Source organism: Streptomyces sp. GL_148 (assembly GCF_057834205.1).
Genome location: NZ_CM174396.1, coordinates 5,348,663 through 5,374,465, shown reverse-complemented (window position 1 = coordinate 5,374,465; position 25,803 = coordinate 5,348,663). Strand labels below are relative to the sequence as shown.

General features: G+C 73.1%; 23 protein-coding genes and 1 riboswitch. Of the genes, 7 read left to right on the top strand and 16 right to left on the bottom strand.

Going from position 1 to position 25,803, the window contains the following annotated elements:
• The first annotated feature begins 77 nt into the window (after positions 1-77).
• On the top strand, positions 78-1,322 hold the full coding sequence (locus tag AC3IYI_RS24900; RefSeq protein WP_489405827.1) for a D-alanyl-D-alanine carboxypeptidase family protein: 1,245 nt from the start codon (positions 78-80) through the stop codon (positions 1,320-1,322).
• Here AC3IYI_RS24900 and AC3IYI_RS24895 read toward each other — a convergent pair.
• The 4 genes from AC3IYI_RS24895 to glyA form a co-directional block, all read right to left on the bottom strand.
• On the bottom strand, positions 1,270-2,181 hold the full coding sequence (locus AC3IYI_RS24895) for a YihY/virulence factor BrkB family protein (protein ID WP_489405826.1): 912 nt from the start codon (positions 2,179-2,181) through the stop codon (positions 1,270-1,272). The genes AC3IYI_RS24900 and AC3IYI_RS24895 overlap by 53 nt on opposite strands.
• Positions 2,182-2,326: 145 nt before the next feature.
• The gene (locus AC3IYI_RS24890; protein ID WP_489405825.1) at positions 2,327-2,950 is read right to left on the bottom strand and encodes a 2'-5' RNA ligase family protein; all 624 of its coding nucleotides are present in this window, start codon (positions 2,948-2,950) and stop codon (positions 2,327-2,329) included.
• Positions 2,951-3,078: 128 nt separating this feature from the next.
• Positions 3,079-4,092, bottom strand: coding sequence for a tryptophan--tRNA ligase (gene trpS / locus AC3IYI_RS24885; protein ID WP_327254564.1), 1,014 nt, complete (start codon positions 4,090-4,092; stop codon positions 3,079-3,081).
• 357 nt (positions 4,093-4,449) lie between these two features.
• Entirely contained in the window at positions 4,450-5,748 is a 1,299-nt protein-coding gene (glyA, locus tag AC3IYI_RS24880; RefSeq protein WP_489405824.1) for a serine hydroxymethyltransferase, read from the bottom strand.
• Positions 5,749-5,783: 35 nt separating this feature from the next.
• Positions 5,784-5,874, bottom strand: a riboswitch (ZMP/ZTP riboswitch).
• Positions 5,875-5,983: 109 nt separating this feature from the next.
• Between glyA and rocD the strand changes: the two genes are divergently transcribed.
• Entirely contained in the window at positions 5,984-7,189 is a 1,206-nt protein-coding gene (gene rocD / locus AC3IYI_RS24875; RefSeq protein ID WP_489405823.1) for an ornithine--oxo-acid transaminase, read from the top strand.
• Positions 7,190-7,228: 39 nt separating this feature from the next.
• On the opposite strand, the gene AC3IYI_RS24870 is transcribed toward rocD, so the two are convergent.
• Together AC3IYI_RS24870 and AC3IYI_RS24865 are read right to left on the bottom strand one after the other, a co-directional pair.
• The gene (locus tag AC3IYI_RS24870; RefSeq protein WP_489405822.1) at positions 7,229-8,419 is read right to left on the bottom strand and encodes a glutathionylspermidine synthase family protein; all 1,191 of its coding nucleotides are present in this window, start codon (positions 8,417-8,419) and stop codon (positions 7,229-7,231) included.
• A 6-nt stretch (positions 8,420-8,425) separates the two neighbouring features.
• Positions 8,426-8,737 carry a hypothetical protein gene (locus AC3IYI_RS24865; RefSeq protein ID WP_266905298.1) on the bottom strand — a complete coding sequence of 104 codons (312 nt, stop codon included), beginning with the start codon at positions 8,735-8,737 and terminating at the stop codon, positions 8,426-8,428.
• Positions 8,738-8,852: 115 nt separating this feature from the next.
• Here AC3IYI_RS24865 and AC3IYI_RS24860 point away from each other — a divergent pair, with 115 nt between their 5' ends.
• The gene (locus AC3IYI_RS24860) at positions 8,853-9,692 is read left to right on the top strand and encodes a DMT family protein (RefSeq protein ID WP_489411647.1); all 840 of its coding nucleotides are present in this window, start codon (positions 8,853-8,855) and stop codon (positions 9,690-9,692) included.
• Between the two features lie 93 nt (positions 9,693-9,785).
• Here AC3IYI_RS24860 and pdxR read toward each other — a convergent pair whose 3' ends face one another.
• Positions 9,786-11,186, bottom strand: coding sequence for a MocR-like pyridoxine biosynthesis transcription factor PdxR (gene pdxR / locus AC3IYI_RS24855; RefSeq protein ID WP_489405821.1), 1,401 nt, complete (start codon positions 11,184-11,186; stop codon positions 9,786-9,788).
• A gap of 46 nt (positions 11,187-11,232) precedes the next feature.
• Between pdxR and AC3IYI_RS24850 the strand changes: the two genes are divergently transcribed.
• The gene (locus tag AC3IYI_RS24850) at positions 11,233-11,721 is read left to right on the top strand and encodes a carboxymuconolactone decarboxylase family protein (protein ID WP_489405820.1); all 489 of its coding nucleotides are present in this window, start codon (positions 11,233-11,235) and stop codon (positions 11,719-11,721) included.
• 17 nt (positions 11,722-11,738) lie between these two features.
• Here AC3IYI_RS24850 and AC3IYI_RS24845 read toward each other — a convergent pair whose 3' ends face one another.
• The 6 genes from AC3IYI_RS24845 to AC3IYI_RS24820 form a co-directional block, all read right to left on the bottom strand.
• On the bottom strand, positions 11,739-12,818 hold the full coding sequence (locus AC3IYI_RS24845; RefSeq protein WP_489405819.1) for a hypothetical protein: 1,080 nt from the start codon (positions 12,816-12,818) through the stop codon (positions 11,739-11,741).
• 2 nt (positions 12,819-12,820) lie between these two features.
• Positions 12,821-13,231, bottom strand: a complete 411-nt coding sequence (locus AC3IYI_RS24840) for a hypothetical protein (protein WP_489405818.1) — start codon at positions 13,229-13,231, stop codon at positions 12,821-12,823.
• Positions 13,221-14,930 (bottom strand): hypothetical protein, encoded by a 1,710-nt coding sequence (locus tag AC3IYI_RS24835; protein WP_489405817.1) that lies wholly within the window; start codon positions 14,928-14,930, stop codon positions 13,221-13,223. The genes AC3IYI_RS24840 and AC3IYI_RS24835 overlap by 11 nt, the downstream gene beginning before the upstream one ends.
• A gap of 135 nt (positions 14,931-15,065) precedes the next feature.
• Positions 15,066-16,055, bottom strand: a complete 990-nt coding sequence (locus AC3IYI_RS24830; RefSeq protein ID WP_403716135.1) for a malate dehydrogenase — start codon at positions 16,053-16,055, stop codon at positions 15,066-15,068.
• A gap of 204 nt (positions 16,056-16,259) precedes the next feature.
• Entirely contained in the window at positions 16,260-16,745 is a 486-nt protein-coding gene (locus tag AC3IYI_RS24825; RefSeq protein WP_489405816.1) for a DUF3017 domain-containing protein, read from the bottom strand.
• Positions 16,735-17,598, bottom strand: coding sequence for a bifunctional methylenetetrahydrofolate dehydrogenase/methenyltetrahydrofolate cyclohydrolase (locus tag AC3IYI_RS24820; protein ID WP_489411646.1), 864 nt, complete (start codon positions 17,596-17,598; stop codon positions 16,735-16,737). Before AC3IYI_RS24820 ends, AC3IYI_RS24825 begins: the two co-directional genes overlap by 11 nt.
• 318 nt (positions 17,599-17,916) lie before the next feature.
• Between AC3IYI_RS24820 and AC3IYI_RS24815 the strand changes: the two genes are divergently transcribed.
• Entirely contained in the window at positions 17,917-18,555 is a 639-nt protein-coding gene (locus AC3IYI_RS24815; RefSeq protein ID WP_489405815.1) for a hypothetical protein, read from the top strand.
• Positions 18,556-18,676: 121 nt separating this feature from the next.
• Here AC3IYI_RS24815 and purH read toward each other — a convergent pair whose 3' ends face one another.
• Positions 18,677-20,257: a bifunctional phosphoribosylaminoimidazolecarboxamide formyltransferase/IMP cyclohydrolase gene (purH, locus tag AC3IYI_RS24810; RefSeq protein ID WP_489405814.1), complete on the bottom strand. Its 1,581-nt coding sequence runs from the start codon at positions 20,255-20,257 to the stop codon at positions 18,677-18,679.
• Positions 20,258-20,289: 32 nt separating this feature from the next.
• Positions 20,290-20,913, bottom strand: coding sequence for a phosphoribosylglycinamide formyltransferase (gene purN, locus AC3IYI_RS24805; RefSeq protein ID WP_250744072.1), 624 nt, complete (start codon positions 20,911-20,913; stop codon positions 20,290-20,292).
• Positions 20,914-21,175: 262 nt separating this feature from the next.
• On the opposite strand from purN, the gene AC3IYI_RS24800 reads away from it, so the two are divergent.
• Positions 21,176-21,865 (top strand): hypothetical protein, encoded by a 690-nt coding sequence (locus AC3IYI_RS24800; protein WP_489405813.1) that lies wholly within the window; start codon positions 21,176-21,178, stop codon positions 21,863-21,865.
• A gap of 15 nt (positions 21,866-21,880) precedes the next feature.
• Here the strand turns inward: AC3IYI_RS24800 and AC3IYI_RS24795 are convergent, their stop codons facing one another.
• Positions 21,881-23,599 (bottom strand): cell division protein PerM, encoded by a 1,719-nt coding sequence (locus AC3IYI_RS24795; protein WP_489405812.1) that lies wholly within the window; start codon positions 23,597-23,599, stop codon positions 21,881-21,883.
• A 119-nt stretch (positions 23,600-23,718) separates the two neighbouring features.
• Between AC3IYI_RS24795 and AC3IYI_RS24790 the strand changes: the two genes are divergently transcribed.
• The gene (locus tag AC3IYI_RS24790) at positions 23,719-25,770 is read left to right on the top strand and encodes a helix-turn-helix domain-containing protein (protein WP_489405811.1); all 2,052 of its coding nucleotides are present in this window, start codon (positions 23,719-23,721) and stop codon (positions 25,768-25,770) included.
• Positions 25,771-25,803: the final 33 nt, after the last annotated feature.

Genomic DNA, 25,803 nt, shown 5'->3' with positions numbered 1-25,803 from the left:
GGCTGTCCCGGCGGTGGTTGCGGCGGGTTGGCCGGTCCGTGACGCTAAGCACAGCATCGGGATGTACTTTCACCTGCGTGTCTGCCAAGAAGACCGCGTTGACGGTCCTATCCGCCGCGCTTCCCGCCCTGCTGGTCCCGACGCTGCTGGCCTCGCCCGCGTACGCCGCGCCGACGCCACCGGTGGACGGGAAGGGGCAGCCGCGCAAGGGGCCGCCCCCGCCCGCCTCGATGTCCACGGTCGGCGGACAATCGCTCGGGCAGCCCGGTACGCAGGTCAACCTGCTGCCCGGCGCGCCCGCGCTGCCGACGAGCCTGACGGGCCGTTCGTGGATCGTGGCCGACGCCGAGACCGGCGAGGTCCTCGCCGCGCACAACGCGCACTGGCGGCTCCCCCCGGCCTCGACCATGAAGATGCTCTTCGCCGACACCGTGCTGCCGGGGCTGCCCAAGAACCAGGTCCACAAGGTCACCGACCAGGAGCTGGACGGGGTCGGTTCCGGCTCCAGCCTGGTGGGCATCAAGGAGGACACCGAGTACAGCGTCCACGACCTGTGGCTCGGGGTGTTCCTGCGCTCCGGGAACGACGCCGTGCACGTACTTTCGGCCATGAACGGCGGCGTCGAGAAGACCGTCAAGGACATGCAGGCGCACGCCGAGGAGCTCCAGGCCCTGGACACGCACGTGGTGTCCCCGGACGGCTACGACGCTCCGGGCCAGGTCTCCAGCGCCTACGACCTCACCCTCATCGCCCGCTCCGGCCTGCAGAAGCAGGACTTCCGGGAGTACTGCGGCACGGCCAGCGCGAAGTTCCCCGGCCGGCAGGAGTCGGGGAAGCCGCGCGAGACCTTCGAGATCCAGAACACCAACCGGCTGATGACCGGCGCCGGCGGCCTCCTCCCGTACAAGGGCATCGCCGGGGTGAAGAACGGCAACACCACGATGGCCGGCTCCACCTTCACCGGCGCCGCCCAGCGCGGCGACAAGAAGCTGCTCGTCACGGTGATGAACCCGGGGACCGGCGGCGCCAACTCCGTGTACGAGGAGACCGCCGACCTGCTCGACTGGGGCTTCGCGGCGAGCGGGAAGGTCAAGCCGGTGGGCGAGCTGGTGCCGCCGAAGAGCGCGGACACCACCTCCCACGGCTCCCCGGCCCAGTCCCACGAGAACAACCCGTCGGCGTCCGATGCGGACTCCGGCGGCGGGATCGCTGCCGCCTTCGGCGTGGCGGGCGGTGTGCTGGCCGCGGTGGCCGGCGGGGCCTACGTGGTCAACCGGCGCTGGCCGCGGGGTCGCGGCCGCCGGGCTCGGGGCCGGGCGTAGCGGAGCCGGCGTCGTCGCGGCTCGCGGTCCACGCCGCGCAGAACAGCAGCAGCTTCGCCGTGAGGTTGATCCAGATCAGCAGCGCGATCGGCACGCCGAAGGCCCCGTACATGCTCTTCGTGGCGACCTCCCGCATGTAGCCGCTGAGCAGAAGTTTCAGCAGCTCGAAGCCGACCGCGCCGAGGAGGGCCGCCTCGATCAGGCGGCGGCGGGGCGGTTCGACGCCCGGCAGCAGGGTCAGGAGGTAGAGCAGGAGCAGGAAGGCGGCCAGGACGCCGACGAGGAAGGCCCCGCTCCGCAGCAGGGTGCCGCCCGCGCCCTCGCGCGGTACGCCCAGCCAGTCCCCGGCCCTGCCGACCGCGCTGGAGCCGAAGATCGAGGCGGCGGCCGAGCAGAGGCCGACGCCGCCGAGGCCGATGAGGACGAGCGCGTCCTTGCCCTTGCGGACGAAGGGGTTGCCCTCGTCCTCGTCGTCCTTCTCCCACACCGCCCGCAGGCAGTCCCGCATCGACGTGACCCAGCCGATGCCGGTGAAGAGGAGCACGACGGCGGCGACCAGGCCGACCGTGCCGGCGTTCGCGACGAGGCCGTTGATGTCGAGCTGGTCGGAGATGCCGGGGACCTGCTCGGCGAGGTTCTTCTGGAACCGGTCGAGCTGGTCCTGGGTGAGCAGTCCGGCGCCGATCGCGGCGGCCAGCGTGATCAGCGGGAAGAGGGCCAAGAAGCTGATGAAGGTGATGGCGGCGGCGAGCCGGCTCCAGTGCACGCGGTCGAGCCGCTGGCACGAACGCCACAGGTGGGTCCGCATCAGGGCGGACACCAAGGTCCCGATCCACGGGAGTTTCGTCAGCCAGTCCATACGGTCACCGTAAATGAGCTGTCGCAAATAGCCGGGATTGCCGCTTTTGGGGACTACGGTCGTCGATTGTGACTTTTCGCCCGACGGCTCGGCCGTTCCATGCCCTGGTCCTGCGAAGGATCGGTTTCCGGTTGCGGTTCCTGCGTCAGGAACGGCGTGCCGTCGCCTCGCCGGCGGCCGCCGCCGAACTGTTGTCCGTCGCCGAGCCGAGCTGCGCCGGAACGGCGCTCGCCCCACCGCTTGCCCCGTTGCCGAACGGATACTCCCGCAGCTTGCGCCAGACTCCGTCCGAGCCCTGCTCGTAGAGGGCGAACCCGGAGCAGACCCACTGGGCCGCGTAGTCGGCGAGGGTGCTGAACGCCAGGTCCATCGCCTCCTCGGAGATCCCGTGGGCGACCGTGACGTGCGGGTGGTACGGGAACGAGAGCTCCCGGCTGAGCGGCCCCTGCGGGTCGCGGACCTGGCCCTGGAGCCGGGTGCAGCCGGAGCCGCCCTCGACGACCTGGACGAAGACCACCGGCGAGAGGGGACGGAAGGTGCCCGTGCCGGCCAGCCGCATCACGAAGGAGCGGCCGGCGGCCGCGACCTCGGCCAGGTGGGCGCGGATCTCGGGCAGCCGGTCCGCGGCCACCTCCGTCGGCGGTACGAGGGTGACGTGCGTGGGAATGCCGTGCGCGGCTGCGTCCCCGAAGCCTGCGCGCAGCTCCTGAAGGCTGCTGCCGTACGGCTCCGGGACCGCGATCGAAACGCCGAGCGTTACGGTCCCCACGTAGCTCTCCTCCGCCTGTAGTCCTGTGCGTGGTCTGTGCTCCGCGTGTGCGTCGCACGAGTGCTGCCGCCCCAGTGTGGCGGCAGCACCCCCCAGATCGCCAGGGCCCTCTTTCTCTTCGGTGCCCGTCAGTGCTTCGCGGGGAGGAAACCGAGGTGGTCGTACGCCTGCGCCAGGGTCTCGGCGGCGACCGCCCTGGCCTTCTCCGCGCCCTTGGCCAGCAGGGAATCCAGGGTCTCCGGATCGTCCAGGTACTCCTGGGTGCGCTGCTTGAAGGGTGTGACGAAATCGACCATCACACCGGCGAGATCGGTCTTGAGCGCGCCGTAGCCCTTGCCCTCGTACGCGGCCTCCAGCGCGGGGATGGACTCGCCCGTGAGAGTGGAGTAGATCGTGAGCAGGTTGCTGACGCCGGGCTTGTTCGCGGCGTCGAAACGGACCACGGCCTCGGTGTCGGTGACCGCGCTCTTGATCTTCTTCTCGGTGGCCTTGGGCTCGTCGAGGAGGTTGATCAGGCCCTTGGGCGAAGAAGCCGACTTCGACATCTTGATCGCCGGGTCCTGGAGGTCGTAGATCTTCGCGACCTCCTTGACGATGTGCGCCGAGGGGAGGGTGAAGGTCTGCCCGAAGCGCTGGTTGAAGCGCTCGGCCAGGTCACGGGTCAGCTCGATGTGCTGACGCTGGTCCTCGCCGACGGGGACGGCGTTCGCCTGGTAGAGCAGGATGTCGGCGACCTGGAGGATCGGGTACGTGAAAAGGCCGACGGTGGCGTTGTTGGCGCCCGACTTCGCGGACTTGTCCTTGAACTGGGTCATCCGGCTGGCCTCGCCGAAACCGGTGATGCAGTTCATGACCCAGCCGAGCTGCGCGTGCTCGGGCACGTGGCTCTGGATGAAGAGCGTGCAGCGCTCGGGGTCGAGGCCGGCGGCGAGGAGCTGCGCGGCGGAGAGCCTGGTGTTCGCGCGGAGATCCTTCGGATCCTGCGGCATGGTGATCGCGTGCAGGTCGACGACCATGTAGAAGGCGTCGTGCGTCTCCTGGAGGGCGACGTACTGCCGGATGGCTCCGAGGTAGTTCCCGAGGTGGAACGAACCGGAGGTGGGCTGGATGCCGGAGAGCGCGCGAGGACGATCAGAAGCCATGGCCCCATTCTCTCAGGTGTGGCACGGGGCTCGGCCCCGCCGCTGGCCGGAACCCGGCGGGTCGCTGCGCCCCCGCCCCTACCCCACACGGGTACCGGGCGGTAGCGGCCCGTCCGGATCTTGCCTCGGCTGAGCGACCGCTTTCCGTTGCTCCCGCTTCGGGGGTGGGGGCTCCGCGCCGAGGTCCCGCCGGGGCCCACGATGCGCTGCGCGCACGTGAGGGCTGACGTCAGGCAAATCCAGCCTCGCCGGCGTTTGAGGCGCGGGGTCTGGGGCGGAGCCCCAGGGACCCCGGCTCCGCCGGGCACCGGGCTCCGCCCGGACCCGGTCCTCAAACGCCGGACGGGCTGGAACGGGTCAGGCGACCGGGAGGCCCGGGGCCGGGAAGGCGGCCATCAGGTCGGCCACCGCGGAGCGGATCGCACCGAGGGCCGCCTCGTCACCCTTGGCGGCCGCGGAGACGGCCTCCGCGATCCAGTCGGCGACCACCGGCATGTGCTCGGCCCGAAGCCCCCGCGAGGTCAGCGACGGCGTGCCGATCCGGATGCCCGACGGGTCGAACGGCTTGCGCGGGTCGAACGGCACCGTGTTGTAGTTCACGACGATCCCGGCCCGGTCCAGCGCCTTCGCCGCGATCTTGCCGGACACCGACTTCCCCGTGAGGTCGATCAGGATCAGGTGGTTGTCCGTACCGCCGGAGACGAGGTCGAAGCCCCGCTCCAGCAGAGCGGCGGCCAGCGCCTTCGCGTTGGCCACGACCGCGTGCGCGTACGACACGAACGAAGGCTGCGCCGCCTCGTGGAGCGCGACCGCGATGCCGGCCGTCGTCTGGTTGTGCGGGCCGCCCTGGAGGCCCGGGAAGACCGCCTTGTCGATGGCCTTCGCGTGCTCCTCGCGGCACATCAGCATCGCGCCGCGCGGGCCGCGCAGGGTCTTGTGGGTGGTCGTGGAGATCACGTCCACGTGACCCGCCGGGGAGGGGTGGGCCCCGCCCGCGATCAGGCCGGCGATGTGCGCCACGTCGGCGACCAGGACCGAGCCCGCCTCCTTGGCGATCGACGCGAACGCCTCGAAGTCGATCGTGCGCGGGAGCGCCGTACCACCGCAGAAGATCAGCTTGGGCCGCTCCGCCAGCGCGAGGTCCCGTACGGCGTCGTAGTCGATGAGACCATTCGTTTCAGGATCCGCAGTCGCCTGCACCCCGTACTGCACGCCCCTGAACCAGGAGCCCGTCGCCGAGACCCCCCAGCCGTGCGTCAGGTGCCCGCCCATCGGCAGCGCCATGCCCATCACCGTGTCGCCGGGCTTCGCGAAGGCCAGGTAGACCGCGAGGTTGGCGGGCGAGCCGGAGTACGGCTGCACGTTGGCGTGGTCGACTCCGAAGAGGCCCTTCGCCCGCTCCACGGCCAGCGCCTCGATGCGGTCGATGTTCTGCTGGCCCTCGTAGTAGCGGCGGCCCGGGTAGCCCTCGCTGTACTTGTTCTGCAGCACGGTGCCGGAGGCCTCCAGCACGGCCGCGGACACGTAGTTCTCGCTCGGGATGAGGCGGAGGGTCTCCGCCTGGAGGGTTTCCTCGGCGGCGACGAAGGACGCCAGCTCGGGGTCGGTGGCGAGCAGAGCGGGGTGGCGGTACGGGTGGTGGTGGTTCGCGCTCATGGCGGCTCCTCCGGGGTCGATGTCAGATCTCGTCCCCGCGAGGCCCAGGCGAGCGGCCCTGTATGCGGTCGTGCGCGCACGGCTCCCCCGGAGTTGGTTCTCCGTGCGCCAGTCGCCGTGCGTGTCCGACACCTTAGCGGGCGCGCCGCAAGAAAGGTTTCTCCGTCCGCTATTCGAGCGAGGATGGAGGGTGACGCCACCCTCGTCACCGGCTTGACGGACGATCGGAGACCCCGTGTCGACAACTGCTGATGCCATGCGCTCCGCCGACGCGCACAGCGCGCACAACTACCACCCCCTGCCCGTCGTCGTCGCCACCGCGGAGGGCGCGTGGATGACCGACGTGGAGGGCCGCCGCTATCTCGACATGCTCGCGGGCTACTCCGCCCTGAACTTCGGCCACGGCAACCGCCGTCTGCTCGACGCCGCCCGCGCCCAGCTGGAGCGGGTCACCCTGACCTCCCGCGCCTTCCACCACGACCGCTTCGCGGACTTCTGCACCGAGCTCGCGGCGCTGTGCGGCAAGGAGGTCGTGCTGCCCATGAACACGGGCGCGGAGGCCGTGGAGACGGCGGTGAAGACCGCCCGCAAGTGGGGGTACGAGGTCAAGGGCGTACCGGACGGCCACGCCAAGATCGTGGTGGCCGCCGACAACTTCCACGGCCGCACGACGACCATCGTGTCGTTCTCCACCGACCACGAGGCCCGCGACCACTTCGGCCCGTACACCCCCGGCTTCGAGATCGTCCCGTACGGGGACCTCACCGCGCTCGCCCACGCCGTCACCTCCAACACCGTCGCCGTGCTGCTGGAGCCGATCCAGGGCGAGGCCGGCGTCCTCGTACCGCCCGCCGGATACCTGCAAGGCGTACGGGAACTGACGCGCGAGCGGAACGTCCTGTTCATGGCCGACGAGATCCAGTCGGGCCTGGGCCGCACCGGCAAGACCTTCGCGTGCGAACACGAGGACGTCGTCCCCGACGTGTACATCCTCGGCAAGGCGCTGGGCGGCGGGGTCGTGCCCGTGTCGGCGGTGGTGGCCGACCGCGACGTGCTCGGCGTGTTCAAGCCGGGCGAGCACGGCTCCACCTTCGGCGGCAACCCGCTGGCCTGCGCCGTCGCCCTGGAGGTCATCGCGATGCTGCGCACCGGCGAGTACCAGCAGCGCGCCACCGAGCTCGGAAACCACCTGCACCGGGAGCTGAACCTGCTCGTCGGCGGCGGTGCGGTGACCGCCGTACGGGGCCGCGGGCTGTGGGCGGGCGTGGACATCGAACCGTCGCGCGGCACCGGCCGGGAGATCTCCGAGAAGCTGATGGGGCTCGGGGTGCTGGTCAAGGACACGCACGGGTCGACGATCCGGATCGCACCGCCGCTGGTGATCTCCAAGGAGGACCTGGACTGGGGGCTGGACCAGCTCAGGTCGGTCCTCGGCGCATAGCCGTCAGAGGGTGCGGTGGCGTCAGAGGATGCTGTGCCGTTAGAGAATCACGTGGGGCAGGAAGCGGGCGTACTCGTCCGTGACCGGCCCCGCCGATTCGCGGATGCCGAGGCCCGCCGACTCGTCCTCGACGACCCACGCACCGAGCACCACCCGGTTGCCGTCGAAGTCGGGCAGCGGGGCGAGGCCCTGGAAGACGTACGTCTCGTCCTGCTCCGGTGCGAACGGCTCGCCGCCGACCGGGTGCAGGGTGACGCCCGCGCCCTCGCGGCCCAGCAGCGGCTTCGCCGCGTAGCCGGTGGTCGTGACGAGTTCGCGCGGGCCGTCCAGGTAGGCGGGGAGCAGGTTCGGGTGCTCGGGGAAGAGCTCCCACAGGACCGCCAGCAGCGCCTTGTTGGAGAGCAGCATCTTCCACAGCGGCTCGATCCAGGCGGTGGTGCCGGAGCCGCCGCCGTGGTCGTACGTGCCGAGGACCTGCGGGGCGAACTCGTCGGTGGCCAGCCACTCCCACGGGTAGAGCTTGAAGATCGCGCGGATGAAGCCGAGCTTCTCGTCCACGAACCGGCCGGACAGGGAGTCCCAGCCGATCGCCTCCACCGACAGCTCGCGCGTCTCGATGCCGGCCTGCTCGGCGGTCTCCTGGAGGTAGGCGACCGTCATCAGGTCCTCGCCGAGCTCGTCGGTCTCGGAGTGCGCGAAGTGCACCGGGCCGGGCGGCAGCAGCTCCGCCTGGCGCCGCCAGGCGTCGACGAGCCGCTCGTGGAGGGAGTTCCACTGGTCGGCGCCGGGGAAGCGCTCCTCCATCCAGAACCACTGCGGACTGGCCGCCTCCACGAGGGAGGTGGGGGTGTCGGCGTTGTACTCCAGCATCTTGGCGGGGCTGCCGGTGCCGTCGTAGCGCAGGTCGAAGCGGCCGTAGAGCGAGGGCTGTTCGGCGCGGCGCCGCCAGGACTCGGCGATCAGCGCGGCCAGCTTCGGGTCGGTGATGCCGAGGTCGGCGAAACGGTCGTGGTCGACTATGTGCTGCGCCGCCGCCAGGCACATGGCGTGCAGCTCCTCGACGACGTTCTCCAGCGCCTCGACCTCGGGAAGGGTGAAGGAGTAGTACGCGCTCTCGTCCCAGTAGGGGCGCAGGGAGTCGTCGGGGTAGCGGGTCAGGGGGTAGATCAGCCCCTGCTCCTCGACGGTCTTCTGCCAGTCGGGGCGGGGCTCGATGGTGTGGCGCTTCACGCTGGATCAGCCGCCCGAGGAGCTCTTGTGGCTGCCGCCGATGCCGCCGCGGGTGACGGCGGACTTGTCGAAGCTGCCCCCGCTGACCTTGTTCTTCGCGACGGTGCCGCCGTAGTAGTAGGCGCCGCGGCCGCCGCTCTTGCACTCCTTGGTGTTCAGCTTCTCCAGGGTGGCGCGGTCCGCGCAGCGCTTGTCGGGCTCGTTGCTGCTGCCGCAGGCCACGAGGGCCGCGGCGAGCAGGCCCATGCCTCCGAGCGCGACGGTGCCGGAGCGCATACGGCGCTTGGTGCGCGTGGTGTCGGTGCTGCTGCTGTCCATGGACTGTTCGCTCCCCCTGGGTGGCCGGCTGCGCACAGACTAGAACGGCCGCCCCGGCCGACGGAATCCGGCCGACGTGGGATCCGTGACCTAGAGTCGGTTCGTGCTCATTGGGATGATTTGCGCGCTCGGTGCGGCGGTCTGCTTCGGCACGGCGTCGGTCCTGCAAGCGGTGGCGACGCGGGCGACGGCGCCGGGGACGGGCTCGGGGGTCGACACCGCGCTCTTCCTGCGGGCGCTGCGCCAGTGGCGCTATATCGCCGGACTCTGCCTGGACGGGATCGGCTTCGTCCTCCAGATCATCGCCCTGCGGCACATCCCCATCTACGCGGTGGGCGCGGCCCTCGCGGCCAGTCTCGCGGTGACCGCGGTGGTCGCGTCGCGGCTGCTGCGGGTGCGGCTGAGCGGGACGGAGTGGTGCGCGGTCGGCGTGGTGTGCGCGGGGCTGGTGATGCTCGGGCTGTCGTCCGGGGAAGAGGGCTCGGGGGAGGGCACGCTCGCGCTGAAGCTAGGGCTGCTGGCGGTGGCGGGGCTGGTCCTGGTGGTCGGGGCCGTGGCGGGCGGGCTGCCGGACCGCAGCCGGGCGCTGACGCTGGGTCTGGCCGCCGGGACGGGCTTCGGGGTGGTGGAGGTCTCGGTCCGGCTCATCGACGACATCTCGCTCTCCGCCCTGTCCAACCCGGCGTTCTACGCGCTGCTGCTCGGCGGCGGCGCCGCGTTCCTGCTGCTCACCTCGGCACTCCAGCGCGGCTCGGTGACGGCGGCGACGGCCGGGCTGGTGCTGGGCGAGACGATCGGGCCGGCGGTGGTGGGAGTGGCCTGGCTGGGCGACCGCACCCGCGAGGGCCTGACCTGGCTGGCGGTCACGGGCTTCGTGGTGGCCGTGGCCGGAGCCCTGGCCCTGGCCCGCTTCGGCGAGCCCCCGGCGGAACCATCTCAGCCGTCCGGCGTTTGAGGACCGGGGTCTGGGGCGGAGCCCCAGGGGGGTCCGGGCAGAGCCCGGGGAACGGTGGAAGGGCGGGTAGGGGACTGCCCCGCAGGGCCCCCCTCACGGGAGCGCAGCGACCAGCGCCGCCAGGGTCGGAGCCCAGGCACTCTGGGACGGCGTCCCGAAGCCCACGACCAGGGCCTCCCGCGCGGGCATGTCCGCCTCCGGATGCCGGAAGAACGACAGCGGCAGCAGCCCCAGATCCTGCCAGGCGGCCGCCCGCAGGGCCGCCCGTTCACCGCCCGGCGGGAGGTCCAGCACCGCGTGCAGGCCCGCGGCGATGCCGGAGACCTCCGCGCGGTCCCCGACGGCCGCGACCAGCTCGTCGCGCCGCCGCCGGTAGCGCAGCCGCATCTCCCGCACGTGCCGGTCGTACGCCCCCGACCGGATGAACTCCGCGAGCGTGAGCTGGTCCAGCGCGCTGGAGCTCCAGTCGGACCGGTTCCTCACCGCGAGCACCTCGTCCGTCAGCGGCCCGGGCATCACCATCCAGCCCATGCGCAGCCCCGGTGCCAGGGACTTGCTCGCCGTGCCCAGGTACACCACCCGGTCGGGGTCCAGTCCCTGGAGCGCGCCGACCGGTTGGCGGTCGTAGCGGAACTCCCCGTCGTAGTCGTCCTCCAGGATCAGCCCGCCGGTGGAGCGGGCCCAGTCCACCGCCGCCGCCCGCCGCCCGGGCGTCAGCGCGGCGCCCGTCGGGAACTGGTGCGCCGGCGTCAGCAGCACCGCCCCCGCGCCCGAACCGGCCAGCTCCGTGGTGCGCGCTCCCGCGCCGTCCACCGCCAGCGGCCGCGTCCGCAGCCCGGCGCCGGTCAGCAGCTCCCGGTGCACGTCCAGCCCGTACCCCTCCACCGCGATCTCGCGGACCCGGCGGGCCCGCAGCATCCTCGCGAGCAGCAGCAGGCCCTGGCCGAAGCCCGCGCACAGCACGATGTGTTCGGGGTCCGCGTACACCCCGCGGGCCCGCGCCAGGTACCCGGCGAGCGCCTCGCGCAGCTCCACCCGGCCGCGCGGGTCCGCGTACCCGAAGGCCTCGTTCGGGGCCCCGGTCAGCGCCCGCCGGGCCGCCGCCAGCCAGGCGGCGCGCGGGAAGCCGCCCAGGTCCGGGGAACCGGGCTTCAGGCTGTACGAGGTCTGCGCGCGCACGGGGCGCCGTACGGGGACGGCCGCCGCGGGACGCCGTACCCCGACCCGGGCCCGCTCCGCGACCCGGGTCCCGGAGCCCTGCCGTGCGGTCAGCCAGCCTTCGGCGACGAGCTCGGCGTAGGCCTCGGCGACGGTGTTGCGGGCGATCCCGAGGTCCGCCGCGAGCGACCGCGACGAGGGCAGCCGGGTCCCGGGGGCCAGCCGCCCACTGCGCGCGGCCTCGCGCAGCGCCTCGGTGAGCCCGGCCCGGACACCGCGTCCGGGGACCGGTTCCAGATGCAGGTCGGCGCCGAAAGTGGCCCACGATTCCGTCATGGATATGGACCATATAGGCGGGCCGCCCGGCTCGTAGGTTGGATCCATGAACCACACCGAGAAGGCACCCGAGCACACCCCCCGCATGCAGCTGGCGAAGCTCGCCCCGGAGTTCTACAAGGCCGCCGTGGCCCTGGACGCGGCGGCCGCCAAGGGGCTGGACCCGGCCCTGGTCGAGCTCGTCAAGCTGCGCGCCTCTCAGATCAACCACTGCGCCTTCTGCATCGACATGCACTCCAAGGACGCCCTCGCGGCGGGCGAGGACGTGGAGCGGCTGCTGCTGCTCGGCGCGTGGGAGGAGTCGCGGCACTTCTACACGGAGAAGGAGCTCGCCGCGATCGAGCTGACGGAGGCCGTGACCGTCCTGACCGACGGTTTCGTTCCCGACGAGGTCTACAAGCGGGCCGCGCGGCACTTCGAGGAGAAGGAACTGGCCCAGGTGATCGCCCTGATCGCCGCGATCAACGTCTGGAACCGCATCGGCGTCACCACCCGCCTGACCCCGGGGCACTACACCCCGGGGATGTACAAGTAAGCCTCCGCGCCCGGCCGTCAGCCGCCCGTGGGGCGGAAGGCGGTCAGTGCGGCCTTGTGGTGGGCCTGGGTGGCCGTCCAGTCGGGCGCCGGGCCGGCCGTCAGGACGGCCCATTTCTTGCCGTCCTCGGCTACGAAGACCCGTTCCACGCCGCGGCGCCGGCCGTGCGATTCCGCGCTGTCGTACTCGTAGACCAGCTCCCCGCCCTCGGGGGCGCCCGGGGCCGGGCCCACGCGGATCTCCTGGTAGCCGGTGGTCTGGGCGCGCAGGTAGGTGGAGGCGCCCTGGACGGCCGCGAGCGGGGTCAGTTCGGGCTCGCTCACCTGGAAGATCTGGACCAGGGCGGTGCGGTCGGGAGAGCGGTAGAAGACCCCCGCGGCGGCTTCCTCCCGGAGCCACCCGGCGGGGACGGCGACGGTGAACCCCTTCGCGTCGCGCACGGTCTCGTGCGCGGGGTCGCTGCCGCTCGGGCTGGGGGTGGGACTGCCCGTGCCCGTGCCTGTCGGCGACGGGGAGGGCGTGGCCGTGACCGAGGGGTCGGGCGTGCCCGTGCCGTCCCCGCTCGGCGGAGCGCTGGAAGCCGTCGGCCCCGCGTGCGCGGGCTGCTCGCCGGAGTCCCGCGCCACGAACCACACGGCCGCCGCCCCGATCGCGAGCGCGGCCACCGCGACGCCCGCCGTGGTCGGCGTCAGCCACCGCCCGCCGGCCCGCGCGGGCCGGGGCGCAGCGGGGTACCCCGGCTGTCCGGACTGCGGGTGCGGATACGTGGGGTACGGGTACGGGTACGGATGCGGCTCCTGCTCCGACGGCCCCGGGCCGTACCCGTCCGGCCCGGGCCCGGGAGGCGGCCCCGAGGCCGTGTGGTCGCCCGGGCCGGAAGCCGGGTCGTAGCCCGGCGCCGCGGACGGCAGCGGGTCGTAGCCCGGCGCCGGGGGCGGCGGCGGGGCGTGGCTCGGGGGCGGCGGCGGCTGCGGACTCGGGGGCGGGGCCGGCTGGGGATTCGCGGGCGGCTGCGGACTCGCGGGTGGGGCCGGCTGGGGGTCGGTCACCCAGCGTTGGGTCTCGGGGTCCCAGCGGGGGGCGTTCTGCGGGGGCACGGTCAGCCTCCCAGGGTGGTCAGGAGCCCGGCCAGGGCGGTCGCGGCGCTGACCGAGTCCACCAGCGGAGCCCACCGTTCCAGGGCCCCGCGGAGCCGGGGGACCAGGCCGGGCCGGATCTCCTCGGCTCCTTCCAGTCCCTCCGCGACCCCGTCCAGTTCGGCGTCGAGCGCCGTCCTGTCCTCGCCGCGCGGCAGCCGTACGAGGGCCGCGCGCAGCTCCAGTACGGCGTCGAGGAGGGCCTGCGGCCCCACGGTGTCCGCCCCCGCTCCCCCGTGGTGCACGGTGTTGGTGTTGTTGCCGCCGCCGATGCTGAAGGCGCTGCCCGTGACGTCGCCGAGGCGGACCGCGGGCTCCTGCCCGGCCGCGCCCGCGCCCGTACTCGTACCCGTACCGCCGTTTTCAGTTGCCACCGGTACTCCCCTTGCCCTTGGTGCTGTTGGTGTTGTTTCCGCCGCCGATGCTGAAGGCGCTGTGGTTCACCGACTGGATGAACACCCCGCCCTCGGCGACGTTGACCGCGCGCTGCGCGAACTCCTCCGTGTGCCAGCCCGCTTCGTGCAGCGCGACGACGACGCCCCCGACGACCCGGTCCTGGATGGTCTTCAGGAAGCGGTCGAGGTCCATCAGGTGGAAGAGCGAGCCGTTGTCCTCGGAGGCCAGGTCGCGCACCGACACCCGCGGCCCCTCGGGCCGGGCCCCGCCGTGGCCGCCGGTGGCGATCCGCCACCAGCTCGCCAGGCCGCGGCCCAGCGTGGTCACGGAGGCCGCGAGGGAGCGGGGGGTGTGGCGCAGGGCCCAGACGGCCTTGCCGAACCCGCTGTTGTTGCGGTACCGCTGGGCGTCCGCGTCCGCGTTGTGGAAGTCGGTCCGCACGGGCAGCAGCACGTGCGGAGCCACCTCCAGCATCATCATCCCGCCCTGCGTGTGGACCCGTACGAAGACGGTGACGACGAGGTTCTCGTCCCAGCCGCCCACCCGCACGCGCAGGAAGTGCCGGCGGCGCTCGCCGCCCTCCTCGATGGAGGCGGCCCGCTGCTCGCCGAACTGACCGTGCACGACCTGCGCGGTGTCCCGGTGCGGCAGCCCGCCCGCGGGCAGGAACACGCACTCGTCCAGGACCAGTTCGCGCATCCGGTCGCCCACGGCGGCGGCCTGCTCCGGGGAACCGTGCGGGGAGGGCACCCGCAGGCGCTCCAGCAGCGGCACGATCCGCGCCAGGATGTGGGCGTTGGTGACCGCGACGGGCTTGCGGTCGGGGCCGAGGTCCTCGCGCGGGCGCAGTTCCACGGACAGCTGCCAGGGCCTGAAGGGATCACCCGCCCCGCAGAACGGGTCGTTGACGTCGTACATGATCATCGGCGTGTGCTGCTCGGCCCGGATGCGCTGGCGGACCCGCTGGAAGCGGGCCCCCTCGGCGGCTTCGGCCGGGTCGTTCGCGTGGTCGGCGTAGCGGCCCTCGGAGAGGTCGGTGGCGATGGTCCGGAAGACGTGCCCCCGCTGGAGCCCCACGACGGTCACCACGGCGGCGAAGACGACCGGCAGCCACCACAGGGCGGCGGTTCCGGCGACTTCCGCGCCGCTCGGGGAGAACGGGCCGACGTCCGAACCGCCCACCTCATCCAGGAAGCCCAGCAGCTGGAAGCCGCCGCCGAAGCCGACCACCGCGAGCACGGCGATCAGCATCCACCACACGTAGATCCGCAGGATCACGGACAGGAACCGCAGCACCGGGACGTTCCGGGCACGCAGCCAGTCGGCGAGGCTCAGCAGGAGGAAGGGCAGGACGAATACGGCGAGGGCGCCGCCCGTGAGCAGGGAGCCGACGAACCAGGCTCCGAGGACTCCGGCGGCCCAGCCGAGTTCGGCGCGGCGGGCGCGCAGCGCGTGGGCTAGGACCCGGGAGGCGTCGTAGCCGTAGGAGGGGGCGACGATCCGTTCCTCGTGGACGTACAGCTCGTCGATGACCCGGTCGCGGTACCCGGCGTCGAGGTACGTCCCCGCGCACAGGAAGCGGCCGGCCTCGCTCAGGGAGGGGTGCACCGGGGGGCGGCCCGCGGAGGGACCGGACCAACTGCCGTCGGGCTGCTGGGGAATCGCGTTCTCGGTCACCGACCGACCCTAGGGTTCGCCTCCATGCGGCGACAGAACGATTCACGCCAAACGCCCCGGCCAGGTTTGGCCGGGGCGTTTCGGTGTTCGTACCGCTCGTACGGGGGCCTGCGCGGCCGGGCCGTACGAAAATGATCAGATCAGGCCGAGCTCGCGCACCGCGTCGCGCTCCTCGACGAGCTCCGCCACGGACGCGTCGATGCGCGCACGGGAGAACTCGTTGATGTCCAGGCCCTGGACGATCTCGTAGCGGCCGTCCTTGGTGGTGACCGGGAAGGAGGAGATGATGCCCTCCGGGACGCCGTAGGAGCCGTCCGACGGGATGCCCATGGAGGTCCAGTCGCCCGCCGCGGTGCCGTTGACCCACGTGTGGACGTGGTCGATGGCGGCGTTGGCGGCCGAGGCGGCCGAGGACGCGCCGCGGGCCTCGATGATCGCCGCGCCGCGCTTGGCGACGGTCGGGATGAACGTGTCGGCCAGCCAGGCCTGGTCGTTGACCAGCTCGGCGGCGTTCTTGCCGGCGATCTCCGCGTGGAAGATGTCCGGGTACTGGGTCGCCGAGTGGTTGCCCCAGATGGTCAGGCGCTTGATGTCGGAGACGGCGGCACCGGTCTTGGCGGCCAGCTGCGAGATCGCGCGGTTGTGGTCCAGGCGGGTCATCGCGGTGAAGCGCTCGGCCGGTACGTCCGGGGCGGCGGCCTGCGCGATGAGCGCGTTGGTGTTGGCCGGGTTGCCCACGACCAGGACCTTGATGTCGTCCGCGGCGTTCGCGTTGATCGCGGCGCCCTGCGGCTTGAAGATGCCGCCGTTGGCGGAGAGCAGGTCACCGCGCTCCATGCCCTTGGTGCGCGGGCGGGCGCCGACCAGCAGCGCGACGTTGGCACCCTCGAAGCCCTTGTTCGGGTCGTCGAAGATGTCGATGCCGGCGAGCAGCGGGAAGGCGCAGTCGTCGAGCTCCATGGCGGTGCCCTCGGCGGCCTTCATGCCCTGAGGGATCTCCAGAAGACGAAGCTTGACCGGCACGTCCGCGCCGAGCAGGTGGCCGGAGGCGATGCGGAAGAGCAGCGCGTAGCCGATCTGGCCGGCGGCGCCGGTGACGGTGACATTCACAGGAGTGCGGGTCATGGCCTTCTCCGTTAGACAGCTGGCGGTGGGGCGTCCCTGCCCCATGTGCTGGGAGGACGCCGCTCCGTGGCCCAGTAAATCTTGACGTGAAGAGACATCCGCCGTCAGGTTAGCCGACCCTGGAGCACCCCAATCCCCCGCCCCGTGTGGCGCGGGCACACGGGGCCCGTCCCGGGGGTGTCCCCGGGGGCTCCGGGAGGCTGCTCAGCGGACCGTGAAGCGGACCGCGGTCTCCAGGAAGGGGACGTTCAGTACCGGGTTGGGCTCCATGACCAGGGCGAGCAGCGTGATCGCCGCGCCCAGCAGGCCGTACGTGACCATGTCCGTGAAGCGGGAGCGCACCGCGAGCATGCCCACGGAGGGCAGCAGACTGCGCATCACCGCACCCGCGATCAGCGCGGCGCCGATCAGCAGGCAGCCGACGCGCGGATGGCCCATCGCGGTCAACAGCAGTCCGGCGGCCGTCGCGGTGAGGACCGCCAGCATCGGCCACTGCCGGGCCGGAGCCGGAGCGTCGCCCGGCGCGGCCCGGCCGCCGCCCTCGGGACGCGCGGTGTCCCGGGTGACGGAGGGGAAGCGGCGGGACCTGGACCCCGGATCCTCAGCGGCGACGGCCTTGGCGGGAGCGGGCCCGGGAGCGGAAGCGGGATCCGGGACCGTGGTGTGCTCCGGCTCGCGCTCAGCCGGCACGGGGAACCGCCCGCTCGGCCGCCTCGACCACGTTGACGAGCAGCTGCGCCCGGGTCATCGGGCCGACGCCGCCCGGGTTCGGGGAGATCCAGCCGGCCACGTCCGCGACGCCGGGGTGCACGTCCCCGACGATCTTGCCGTTCTCGTCCCGGCTGACGCCGACGTCGAGCACGGCCGCGCCCGGCTTCACGTCCTCCGGCTTGACCAGGTGCGGCACACCGGCGGCCGCGACGATGATGTCGGCCTGGCGCAGCTGGGCGGCCAGGTCCCGGGTGCCGGTGTGGCACAGCGTCACCGTGGCGTTCTCCGACCTGCGGGTGAGCAGCAGGCCCATGGAGCGCCCGACCGTGATGCCGCGGCCGAGGAGCACCACGTGCGCGCCGTTGATCTCGACGCCGTGGTGGCGCAGCAGCTGGACGATCCCGTACGGGGTGCACGGGAGCGGGCCCGGCTCGTTCAGGACCAGCCTGCCGAGTGACATCGGGTGCAGGCCGTCGGCGTCCTTCGCCGGGTCCATGAGCTCCAGGACGCGGTTGGTGTCGATGCCCTTGGGGAGCGGGAGCTGCACGATGTAGCCGGTGCACTCGGGGTTGGCGTTCAGCTCCCGCACGACCTCCTCGATGTCCTCCTGGGAGGCCGTCGCGGGCAGTTCGCGCTGGAGGGAGGCGATGCCGACCTCGGCGCAGTCCTTGTGCTTGCCGTTGACGTACCAGCGGCTGCCCGGGTCGTCGCCGACCAGCAGGGTGCCGAGGCCCGGGGTGATGCCCCGGGCCTTGAGCGCCGCCACGCGGGCGGTCAGTTCGGACTTGATCGCGGCTGCGGTGGCCTTGCCGTCGAGAATCTGGGCAGTCATGGCCCCATCCTCCCGGATGGAGCGGTCACGGATCCAGTCGCGGATCCGGTCGGTGATCCAGTCGGTGATCCAGTCGCGGATCCAGCCGGGGATCCAGCCGGGGCCCCGCACGGCCTGTCCGGGTTCGTTCCGGGTTCGTTGCACTTGCACAACAAGTGCCGGGCGGGCCGCGTCCCGGCTGGACAAGCCCGGTCCGGCCGGACGACCATGCAGGGATCAGTAGTGCCGCGAGCAGTGCCGGGGGGCGGGCCGCACGACTTGCAGTGACTCCTCCGCGCGTGCCGTGCGTCCCCGCACTTCCACGGAGGAACACCCCAGATGAGCTTCGGCGACCCGAACAACCCGTACGCGCAGCAGCCGCAGGGCGGCCAGCCCGCCTACGGCTACCCGCCGCAGGCCCCCCAGGGCATCCCGGCCCAGGGCGGCTACGCCTACCCGCAGCAGGCCTACCCGGGCGTCCCCGGCTACCCGGGCTCGCCGATGCCGATGCCGGGCGGGGTCAAGGGGGCGCGGGTCATCCTCTGGATCCTCGGGATCCTCCAGGCCCTCGGCGGCGTGGCCGTCGCCCTCATCGGCGCCCTGTTCGCCTCCGAGTTCTCCGACTCCAGCTCCTCGTCGAGCGACGCGGGCACCGCGCTGAGCGTCGTCTTCGTCATCATCGGCATCGTCCTCGTCGGCATCTCGCTGTGGCCGATCCTGACCGCCGCCAAGCTGGGCAAGGGCCGCGGCGGTGTGCGGGTCTCCGGCATCATCTTCGGCTCGCTGCAGGTCCTGTTCGCCCTCTTCGGCCTGGTCGGCAACCTGATCTCACTCAGCAGCGCGAATGGCTCCGGCGCCGCCGGCGCCGTCATGGTCTCGCTGGTCCTCACGCTGATCTCGCTCGGCCTGGGCCTGTGGATCATCTTCGGCCTGGCCAACTCCGCCGCGGGCGTCTACTTCAAGCGCCCGCAGTACTAGACCGGCTCCGGTACGACCGCTCGTACCGGTACCGCGCACGGCGAAGGCCGCGTACCGCAGCAGTGCGGTACGCGGCCTTCGCCGTCTGACGGGTGAGCGCCGGACTCGGCAGCTCGGTGACTCAGTGGAAGAAGTGACGGGTCCCCGTGAGGTACATCGTCACGCCCGCCGCCTTCGCGGCCTCGATGACCAGCTCGTCGCGCATCGAACCGCCCGGCTGGACCACGGCCTTGATGCCGGCGGCCGTCAGGATCTCCAGACCGTCCGCGAAGGGGAAGAAGGCGTCCGAGGCGGCGTACGAGCCCTGCGCGCGCTCGGCGCCCGCCCGCTCGACGGCCAGCTTCGCGGAGTCGACGCGGTTGACCTGGCCCATGCCGACGCCGACCGAGGCGCCGTCCTTGGCGAGCAGGATCGCGTTGGACTTGACGGCGCGGCAGGCCTTCCACGCGAAGGCGAGGTCGGCGAGCTCGTCGGCGGACAGGGCCTCGCCGGTGGCCAGCGTCCAGTTCGCCGGGTCGTCGCCCTCGGCCTGGACCAGGTCGGACTGCTGGAGCAGCACGCCGCCGGAGATGGGCTTGAGCTCGGCCGGCTGGTGCGGGGTGCCCGCCACCTTCAAGACGCGGATGTTCTTCTTCTTCGCCAGGACCTCGACGGCGCCCGGCTCGAAGTCGGGGGCCACGATGACCTCGGTGAAGATCTCCGCGACCTGCTCGGCGAGCTCGACGCTCACCGGGCGGTTGACGGCGATGACCCCGCCGAAGGCGGAGGCCGTGTCGCAGGCGTGCGCCTTGCGGTGGGCCTCGGCGACGTCCTTGCCCACCGCGATGCCGCACGGGTTGGCGTGCTTGATGATCGCGACGCAGGGCTCTTCGTGGTCGTAGGCGGCGCGGCGGGCCGCGTCGGTGTCCACGTAGTTGTTGTAGGACATCTCCTTGCCGTGCAGCTGCTCGGCGTTGGCGAGCCCGCCCGGCTGCCCGTCCGTGTACAGCGCGGCCGCCTGGTGCGGGTTCTCGCCGTAGCGGAGGGTGGACTTGCGCTCCCAGGCGCCGGCCAGGAACTCGGGCAGTACGGCCTCCGGCTCCGGGGCGTACGCGTTCGTGAACCAGGAGGCCACGGCCACGTCGTACGCGGCGGTGTGCTGGAAGGCCTCGGCCGCGAGCCGCTTGCGGGCGGTGAGGTCGAAACCGCCGCCCTGGGCGGCGGTCAGCACGTCGGCGTAGCGCGCCGGGCTGGTGACCACGGCCACCGAGGGGTGGTTCTTGGCGGCGGCGCGGACCATCGAGGGGCCGCCGATGTCGATCTGCTCCACGCACTCGTCCGGAGTCGCGCCCGACTGAACTGTCGCGAGGAAGGGATAGAGGTTGACGATCACCAGGTCGAAGGGCTCGACGCCCAGCTCGGCGAGCTGGTTGCGGTGGTCCTCCAGGCGCAGGTCGGCGAGGATGCCGGCGTGCACGCGCGGGTGCAGGGTCTTGACCCGGCCGTCCAGGCACTCGGGGAAGCCGGTCAGCTCCTCGACCTTGGTGACGGGCACTCCGGCGGCGGCGATCTTCGAAGCGGTGGAGCCGGTCGAGACGAGCGCGACACCCGCCTCGTGCAGACCGCGGGCCAGCTCTTCCAGTCCCGTCTTGTCGTAGACGCTGATGAGCGCGCGCCGGATCGGGCGCTTCGACGCGGCGAGGTCCTCGCCCTCTGCGGTCACGGTCTCTACGGTCCCTGCGGCCTCTGCGGCGGTCACTGGATTGTTACCTTTCGTCCCTCGATGCGGTAGCCGTGCCGGGCCAGGCGCCCCACGACGTCGACGAGCAGCTCGCGCTCGACTTCCTTGATCCGCTCATGGAGAGCGGCTTCGTCCTCTTCGTCCCTGACCTCGACCACACCCTGGGCGATGATCGGACCGGTGTCCACGCCCGCGTCCACGAAGTGGACGGTGCAGCCGGTGACCTTCGCGCCGTAGGCGAGGGCGTCCCGTACGCCGTGGGCGCCCGGGAAGGCCGGGAGGAGGGCGGGGTGGGTGTTGACGAACCGGCCGCCGAAGCGGCCGATGAACTCCGGCCCGACGATCTTCATGAACCCCGCCGAGATCACCAGGTCCGGCGCGTGCGCGTCGGTGGCCTCGGTCAGGGCGGCGTCCCACTCCGCACGGCTCGCGTACGCCTTGACCGGGCACACGAAGGTGGGGATCCCGGCCTTCTCCGCGCGCTCCAGGCCGGCGATGTTCTCGCGGTCGGCTCCCACGGCGACGACTTCGGCGCCGAAGCCCTCGGATCCCCCGGGATGGGCGTCGATGGCGTCGAGCAGGGCCTGGAGGTTGGTGCCGGATCCGGAGACCAGCACGACCAGGCGGGAGGCGGCCATGGGAGGCCCTTTCTCGTCGAGCGGGGGCGCCTCCCGGCGTGAACCGGGGGCGCGTCGTTCGTCTTGTGCGATCGCATGAAAACTCGGACCCCCGAGATACGGGGGACCCTACGAAGCCACCGACCGCCTGCAACGATACCGGCACACCGGACGGCCCCCGAGGGACGGGGGGACGGGTGGGCGGTAGCGTCTGGCGTACACGCCGTAAACAGGCCTCGGACGTCCCAGCGGCGTCCACGACACAGGGGATGAAACACACCCGATGCCGGACCGCCCCCAGCCCGACCGCTCCACCGACGACAACCCCTTCGCGGCGCCCCCGGAAGGCCGGCCCGACCAGCTCTGGGAACCGCGCGCCGGTAATGACGACGGCGACAAGCAGAGCCCCGGGTCGGGACCTGGCGCGGACCCCGGGTCGGGACCGGCGCGCTGGGACCCCACGGACCCGATCCAGCGGCGGGCGCGGTACGCGCTGCTGGCCGGCATGTGGGGCTTCTTCTTCGGGGTCTTCGGCATCCCCTCGATGGGCCTGCTGCTGGGCGTGCTCGCCCTGTACTGGGGAATCAGCGCGCTGCGCGGGGCGGCCCCGGCGAAGCCGTCCGGGGACGGGGCGCAGGGCGCCCCGGGCGCACGCGCCACGGCGGCGGACGTGGGCACGGGGACGGGCAGGGGTGCCGGTACGGATACGGGTGCCGGTGCGGCTCCCGGTGCGGACCGGGGCGGACTGGCGGCGCTCGGTGCCGCCGCCCGGCCCCAGCGGACGGCGGCGGCGAGCGGCCTGGTGACGGCTTCGCTGGCGATCCTGCTGGCGCTGTCCTCGTACGCGGTGCAGCTCACGTACAAGGACTTCTACGTCTGCAAGCAGGACGCCCTCACCAAGCCGGCCGAGCTGCAGTGCAACGACCTGCTGCCGGACAACTTCATCGGCAAGATGCTCGAGGTCCAGCGTTAGCCGGGAGCTAGCTAGCTAGTCGATCCGGGCGGCCTCCGGCTCGGGCCTGCGGTCCGTTTCGGTCGGTGCGGTCTGCCCCGGGGCCGTTGCCGTCGCTGTTTCCGTTGCCGTTGCCGTTGCCGTTGCCGTTGCCGTTGCCGGCTCCGTCGCTGTTGCCGTTTCCGTTTCCGTTACGGGCTTCCGGCGGGTCAGTACGCGGGCTCCGGTCACCGGCGGGACGAGCGGGGCCGGTGGTGGCGGCTCCGCGGGCAGTGCGGGGAGCGGAATCGGGGTCAGGTCCAGTTTGAGGCCGGGCATGACCAGCACGGGACGCTTCGGCGGGGCGGACACCGGCCGGGGTGCTTCCTGCGGAATCCGGACCGGGGGCGGCCCGTCACCCTCGGCCGGGGTGCTGGAGAAGTCCGGGATCAAGGTGCCCGCCGCACGGCGCAGGGCCGCCCAGCGGACCTCGCGCACGCCGCTGTCGTGCCAGCCGTCCTCGGAGCCGGCACCGGCCGGGCCCCTCGCGGGTCGGTTCCGCCAGGCGTGGACGGTGACGGCCAGCGGGACCGCGAGGACCAGGGTCCAGCCCAGGGCCGCCCCGCCCGTCTGCCACCACACGGGGCCGAAGGCCGCCAGCTCCCGGGAACCGAGCGGCCCCGCCGAGGCCGCGGCGAGAGCGGCCGTCGCCAGGGCGCACACCAGGGCGCCCAGCGCCGCCGTGAGCGCGGTCTCCCCGTACGAGACGTCGCGTGCCCGGCGTACCGCGAACCAGCCCACCGCCAGCCCGGCCACCACCGGCACCGCACCGACGGCCCAGGTCAGCGGTGTGCCGGGGCCCTCCGCGGGCAGCGCCGCGAGCAGCGGGAAGCGCGGCAGCGCGGGCGAGCCGTCGAAGCCGAGCGGGGCCGCGGCGGCTCCGGTGCCCAGCGCGAAGCCGGGGCCGAGTGCGTAGGCGGCGCCCCAGACGACGGCGTTCGGGATCAGCGCGAGGGCGAGCAGCAGCACCGCGAAGCGGCCCGACCAGTCCCCGGTCAGCGCCGCGAAGGAGCCCTGCACCTCCGCCCCGTGCCAGGCCAGCGAGGCCCCGACCAGCAGGGCTCCGCCGCCGAGGAGCACCAGCAGCCCGCCGGCGCCGGCCCGCAGCGCGAGGGCGTAGCGGGGCCGGTCGAGCCGGCCGGGCAGTTGCCCGAGCGGCCTCCCCCGGTACTCCCAGACCCCGCCGGCGGCGGCGAGGGCGGCGACGACCGGGAGGTGCCAGGCCGCGCTGAGCGGGTCGGCGGGCATCGGCCCGGCGGCGGCGTACACGACGGCCAGGGCGCCGACCCCGAGGTAGCCGCAGAGCACGGCGGAGAACACCACGCCCGCGGGCAGCGGCTCCGCGCCCCGGTCCTCCTGCGCGGCGCTGCCCAGCCGGGCGGCGCGCCGGATGAGCAGCGCGGGCAGGGCCACCAGCAGCAACGGGGTCAGGCCGACGGGGGCCGGCACCCCGGAGAGGGTCTCGTAGCGGACGAGGTCGGTCCCGTGGGCGAGCAGCCAGAGGCCCGCGGCGAGGTGCAGGGCGCCGCCGGGACCGCTGTCGGGGAAGGGGGAGCTGATCCACAGCACGATGACGAGCACGGCGAGGAAGCCGAGCCCCAGCACTGCGGCGACGGCGCCACCCACGACACACGCGGCGGCCGCCGGTGAACGGCGCCGTGCGGGGGCCCTGGGGGGCATGGGCAACGAGGTCCCGCGTTCGGTCACTTGGGTCACGCTGACATGGTGCCAACGACACGCGCTATGGGCGGGTAACAGGCGAATGACCGTGGTGTCGCTCAATATACGTTTATGTACTTTTTCGCTCAGGGCGTCCGGGTCGCGGGGAGTGTGGCATGACACAAAGCGTCACGGAGCTGGGCCTCCCCACCCCGAAGGAACGCCGACGCCTGCGCGAAGCGGCCGACCTGACGCACGATGAGGTCGCGGCGGCGGTGGGCGTCACCTCGAACACGGTCCGCTCCTGGGAGACCGGCCGCACCCACCCCCGGGGCCGCAAGCTGGAGGCCTACTCCAAGCTCCTGACCCGCCTGTCCACCGACGAGTCCGCCGCCTCCGCCCCCTCGGGCCCCACGGCCCGGACCGACGGCTCGGGCCCCACGGCCCGGACCGACGGGCCCCAGGGCGGCTCCGCGCAGGGCCGGGGTGACGCCGCCGGGGCGGCGGGGGGCGCCGGCGCCGGTACGCCCACCCGGCCCGCATGGGTCAGCGGCACCGCCCCACCGCAGGCCGCAACAGCGCAGGCGGGAACAGCCCGGGCCGACTCGTCCGGCGTCGGCCCGTCCGGCGCAACCGGCGCCGCCGGAGCGGACACCGACGCGGCGTCAGCTCCGGGCGGCATCACGCCCGGGAGCCCGCTCGACAGCGACACGGAGCACGCCGGGGCGGCAACCGGCGCCGCTTCCGGGGACACAGACGCGGCATCAGCCGCCGACGCCCCCGAGGGCCGGTTCGGGCTGCACATGATGCGCGGACTCACCCGGCCCGTCGGGGCGCAGACCCGGCCCAAGGCCGCCGTCAAGCGCGCCGCGAAGCCCCCCGTCGGGGTGCCCCGGCACGAGGCCAAGTCCGCGGTCAAGGCCGGGGCCGCTCTGGGCGGCGGCCCCGGCGGAGGCGGCTTCGCAGCCCTCCGTCCCGGCGGCCCCCTCCCCCCGGGCGCCGGTACGGGCACGGTCCCTGATACCGGCTCAGGCGCCGGCCCGGACTCCGGCCCGGACTCCGGGCCGCACTCCCGGAAGACCGCCGCGCCGAGCACCGGGCCGGGCACGGGGCCTGGCACGGGGCCGGGCGCCGGCCCTGGCACGGGGAAGAACCCCGCAGGACGGGGCTCCGAAGCCGCCACCCGGACGAGCACCACCGGGCCGGGCTCCGAGTCGGCCACCGGGCCGGGGCCGGCCGGGACGGACGCCGGGCCGGGCTCCGGGCCGGACACCCGTTCGGACCCCGCGCCCGCCGCCAAGGACACCGGACCGGCGGACCCCGAAGGAGGCGCCGGCGGGGCGGGCGGCCCGGCCGCGGAGGCCCGTACCGCCCCCGAGGCCCCGCAGGAAGCCCCCGGCGAGGACGCCCCGACGGTGACCGCGGTCTCCGCCTTCGACGCCCTCTACGACCGCACCGCCCCCGCCCTGGCCCGCCAGGCCTACCTCCTCACCGGCCGTCACGCCCTCGCCTGTGAGGCCGTGGAGCGCGCCTTCCAGCAGGCGTGGGAGCGCTGGCCCGAGGTCGCCACCGATCCCGATCCGGTGGGGTGGGTGCGCGCGGCCACGTACGAGTACGCGCTCTCCCCCTGGCACCGGTTCCGGCGTTCCCACCGGCACCCCGACAAGCCCCCGGCCGACCCCGCGGACCGCGTCCTGCTGGACGCGATGCTCGGGCTGCCCCCGGCCCACCGCCGCACGGTGCTGCTCTACGACGGTGTCGGGCTGGACCTCCCCGACACCGCCGCCGAGACCGAGGCGTCCACGCCGACCGCCGGCAGCCGGCTCGTCGACGCGCACGCCGACCTCGCCGACCAGCTCCCCGAACTGGACGGCGTAGCGCCCGCCAAACAGTCCGCGGTGCTGCGCGAGCGGCTCGGCGCACTGAGGCCCGCCCTCGGGCTGGAGCCGCGCGCGGCAGCCGTCGTACGGATGGCCGGCGAGCACCGCACACGGCTGTGGACCCGTGCGGTGATCGGGGTGACGGCGGCCATCGCCGCGGCGACGGCCTACACCTGGGTGACCGCTCCGACCGAGTACGAGCCTCCGCGCGCCCCCGGCGCGAGCGTGTCGGGCGTGCCCCCGCACGGCGGCCCGCAGCAGCTCACGGACGAGGGCCGACAGCTCCACGACAAGCTGCTGTCCGATCCGTCGGCCGGCCCGTCCCGAATCGCGCCGAGCCTCGAATAGCGGCCCGGCCGGACGACCCGCGGTCCCCGCGTA

Coding starts and splice junctions, on each gene's coding strand:
- AC3IYI_RS24800 (WP_489405813.1), top strand. CDS start 21,176: ATGCCGGACCGCCCCCAGCCCGACCGCTCCACCGACGACAACCCCTTC.
- AC3IYI_RS24820 (WP_489411646.1), bottom strand. CDS start 17,598: ATGACTGCCCAGATTCTCGACGGCAAGGCCACCGCAGCCGCGATCAAG.
- pdxR (WP_489405821.1), bottom strand. CDS start 11,186: ATGACGGAATCGTGGGCCACTTTCGGCGCCGACCTGCATCTGGAACCG.
- AC3IYI_RS24790 (WP_489405811.1), top strand. CDS start 23,719: ATGACACAAAGCGTCACGGAGCTGGGCCTCCCCACCCCGAAGGAACGC.
- AC3IYI_RS24830 (WP_403716135.1), bottom strand. CDS start 16,055: ATGACCCGCACTCCTGTGAATGTCACCGTCACCGGCGCCGCCGGCCAG.
- AC3IYI_RS24865 (WP_266905298.1), bottom strand. CDS start 8,737: ATGGACAGCAGCAGCACCGACACCACGCGCACCAAGCGCCGTATGCGC.
- glyA (WP_489405824.1), bottom strand. CDS start 5,748: ATGAGCGCGAACCACCACCACCCGTACCGCCACCCCGCTCTGCTCGCC.
- AC3IYI_RS24850 (WP_489405820.1), top strand. CDS start 11,233: ATGAACCACACCGAGAAGGCACCCGAGCACACCCCCCGCATGCAGCTG.
- AC3IYI_RS24895 (WP_489405826.1), bottom strand. CDS start 2,181: ATGGACTGGCTGACGAAACTCCCGTGGATCGGGACCTTGGTGTCCGCC.
- purN (WP_250744072.1), bottom strand. CDS start 20,913: ATGGCCGCCTCCCGCCTGGTCGTGCTGGTCTCCGGATCCGGCACCAAC.
- trpS (WP_327254564.1), bottom strand. CDS start 4,092: ATGGCTTCTGATCGTCCTCGCGCGCTCTCCGGCATCCAGCCCACCTCC.
- AC3IYI_RS24815 (WP_489405815.1), top strand. CDS start 17,917: ATGAGCTTCGGCGACCCGAACAACCCGTACGCGCAGCAGCCGCAGGGC.
- AC3IYI_RS24860 (WP_489411647.1), top strand. CDS start 8,853: ATGATTTGCGCGCTCGGTGCGGCGGTCTGCTTCGGCACGGCGTCGGTC.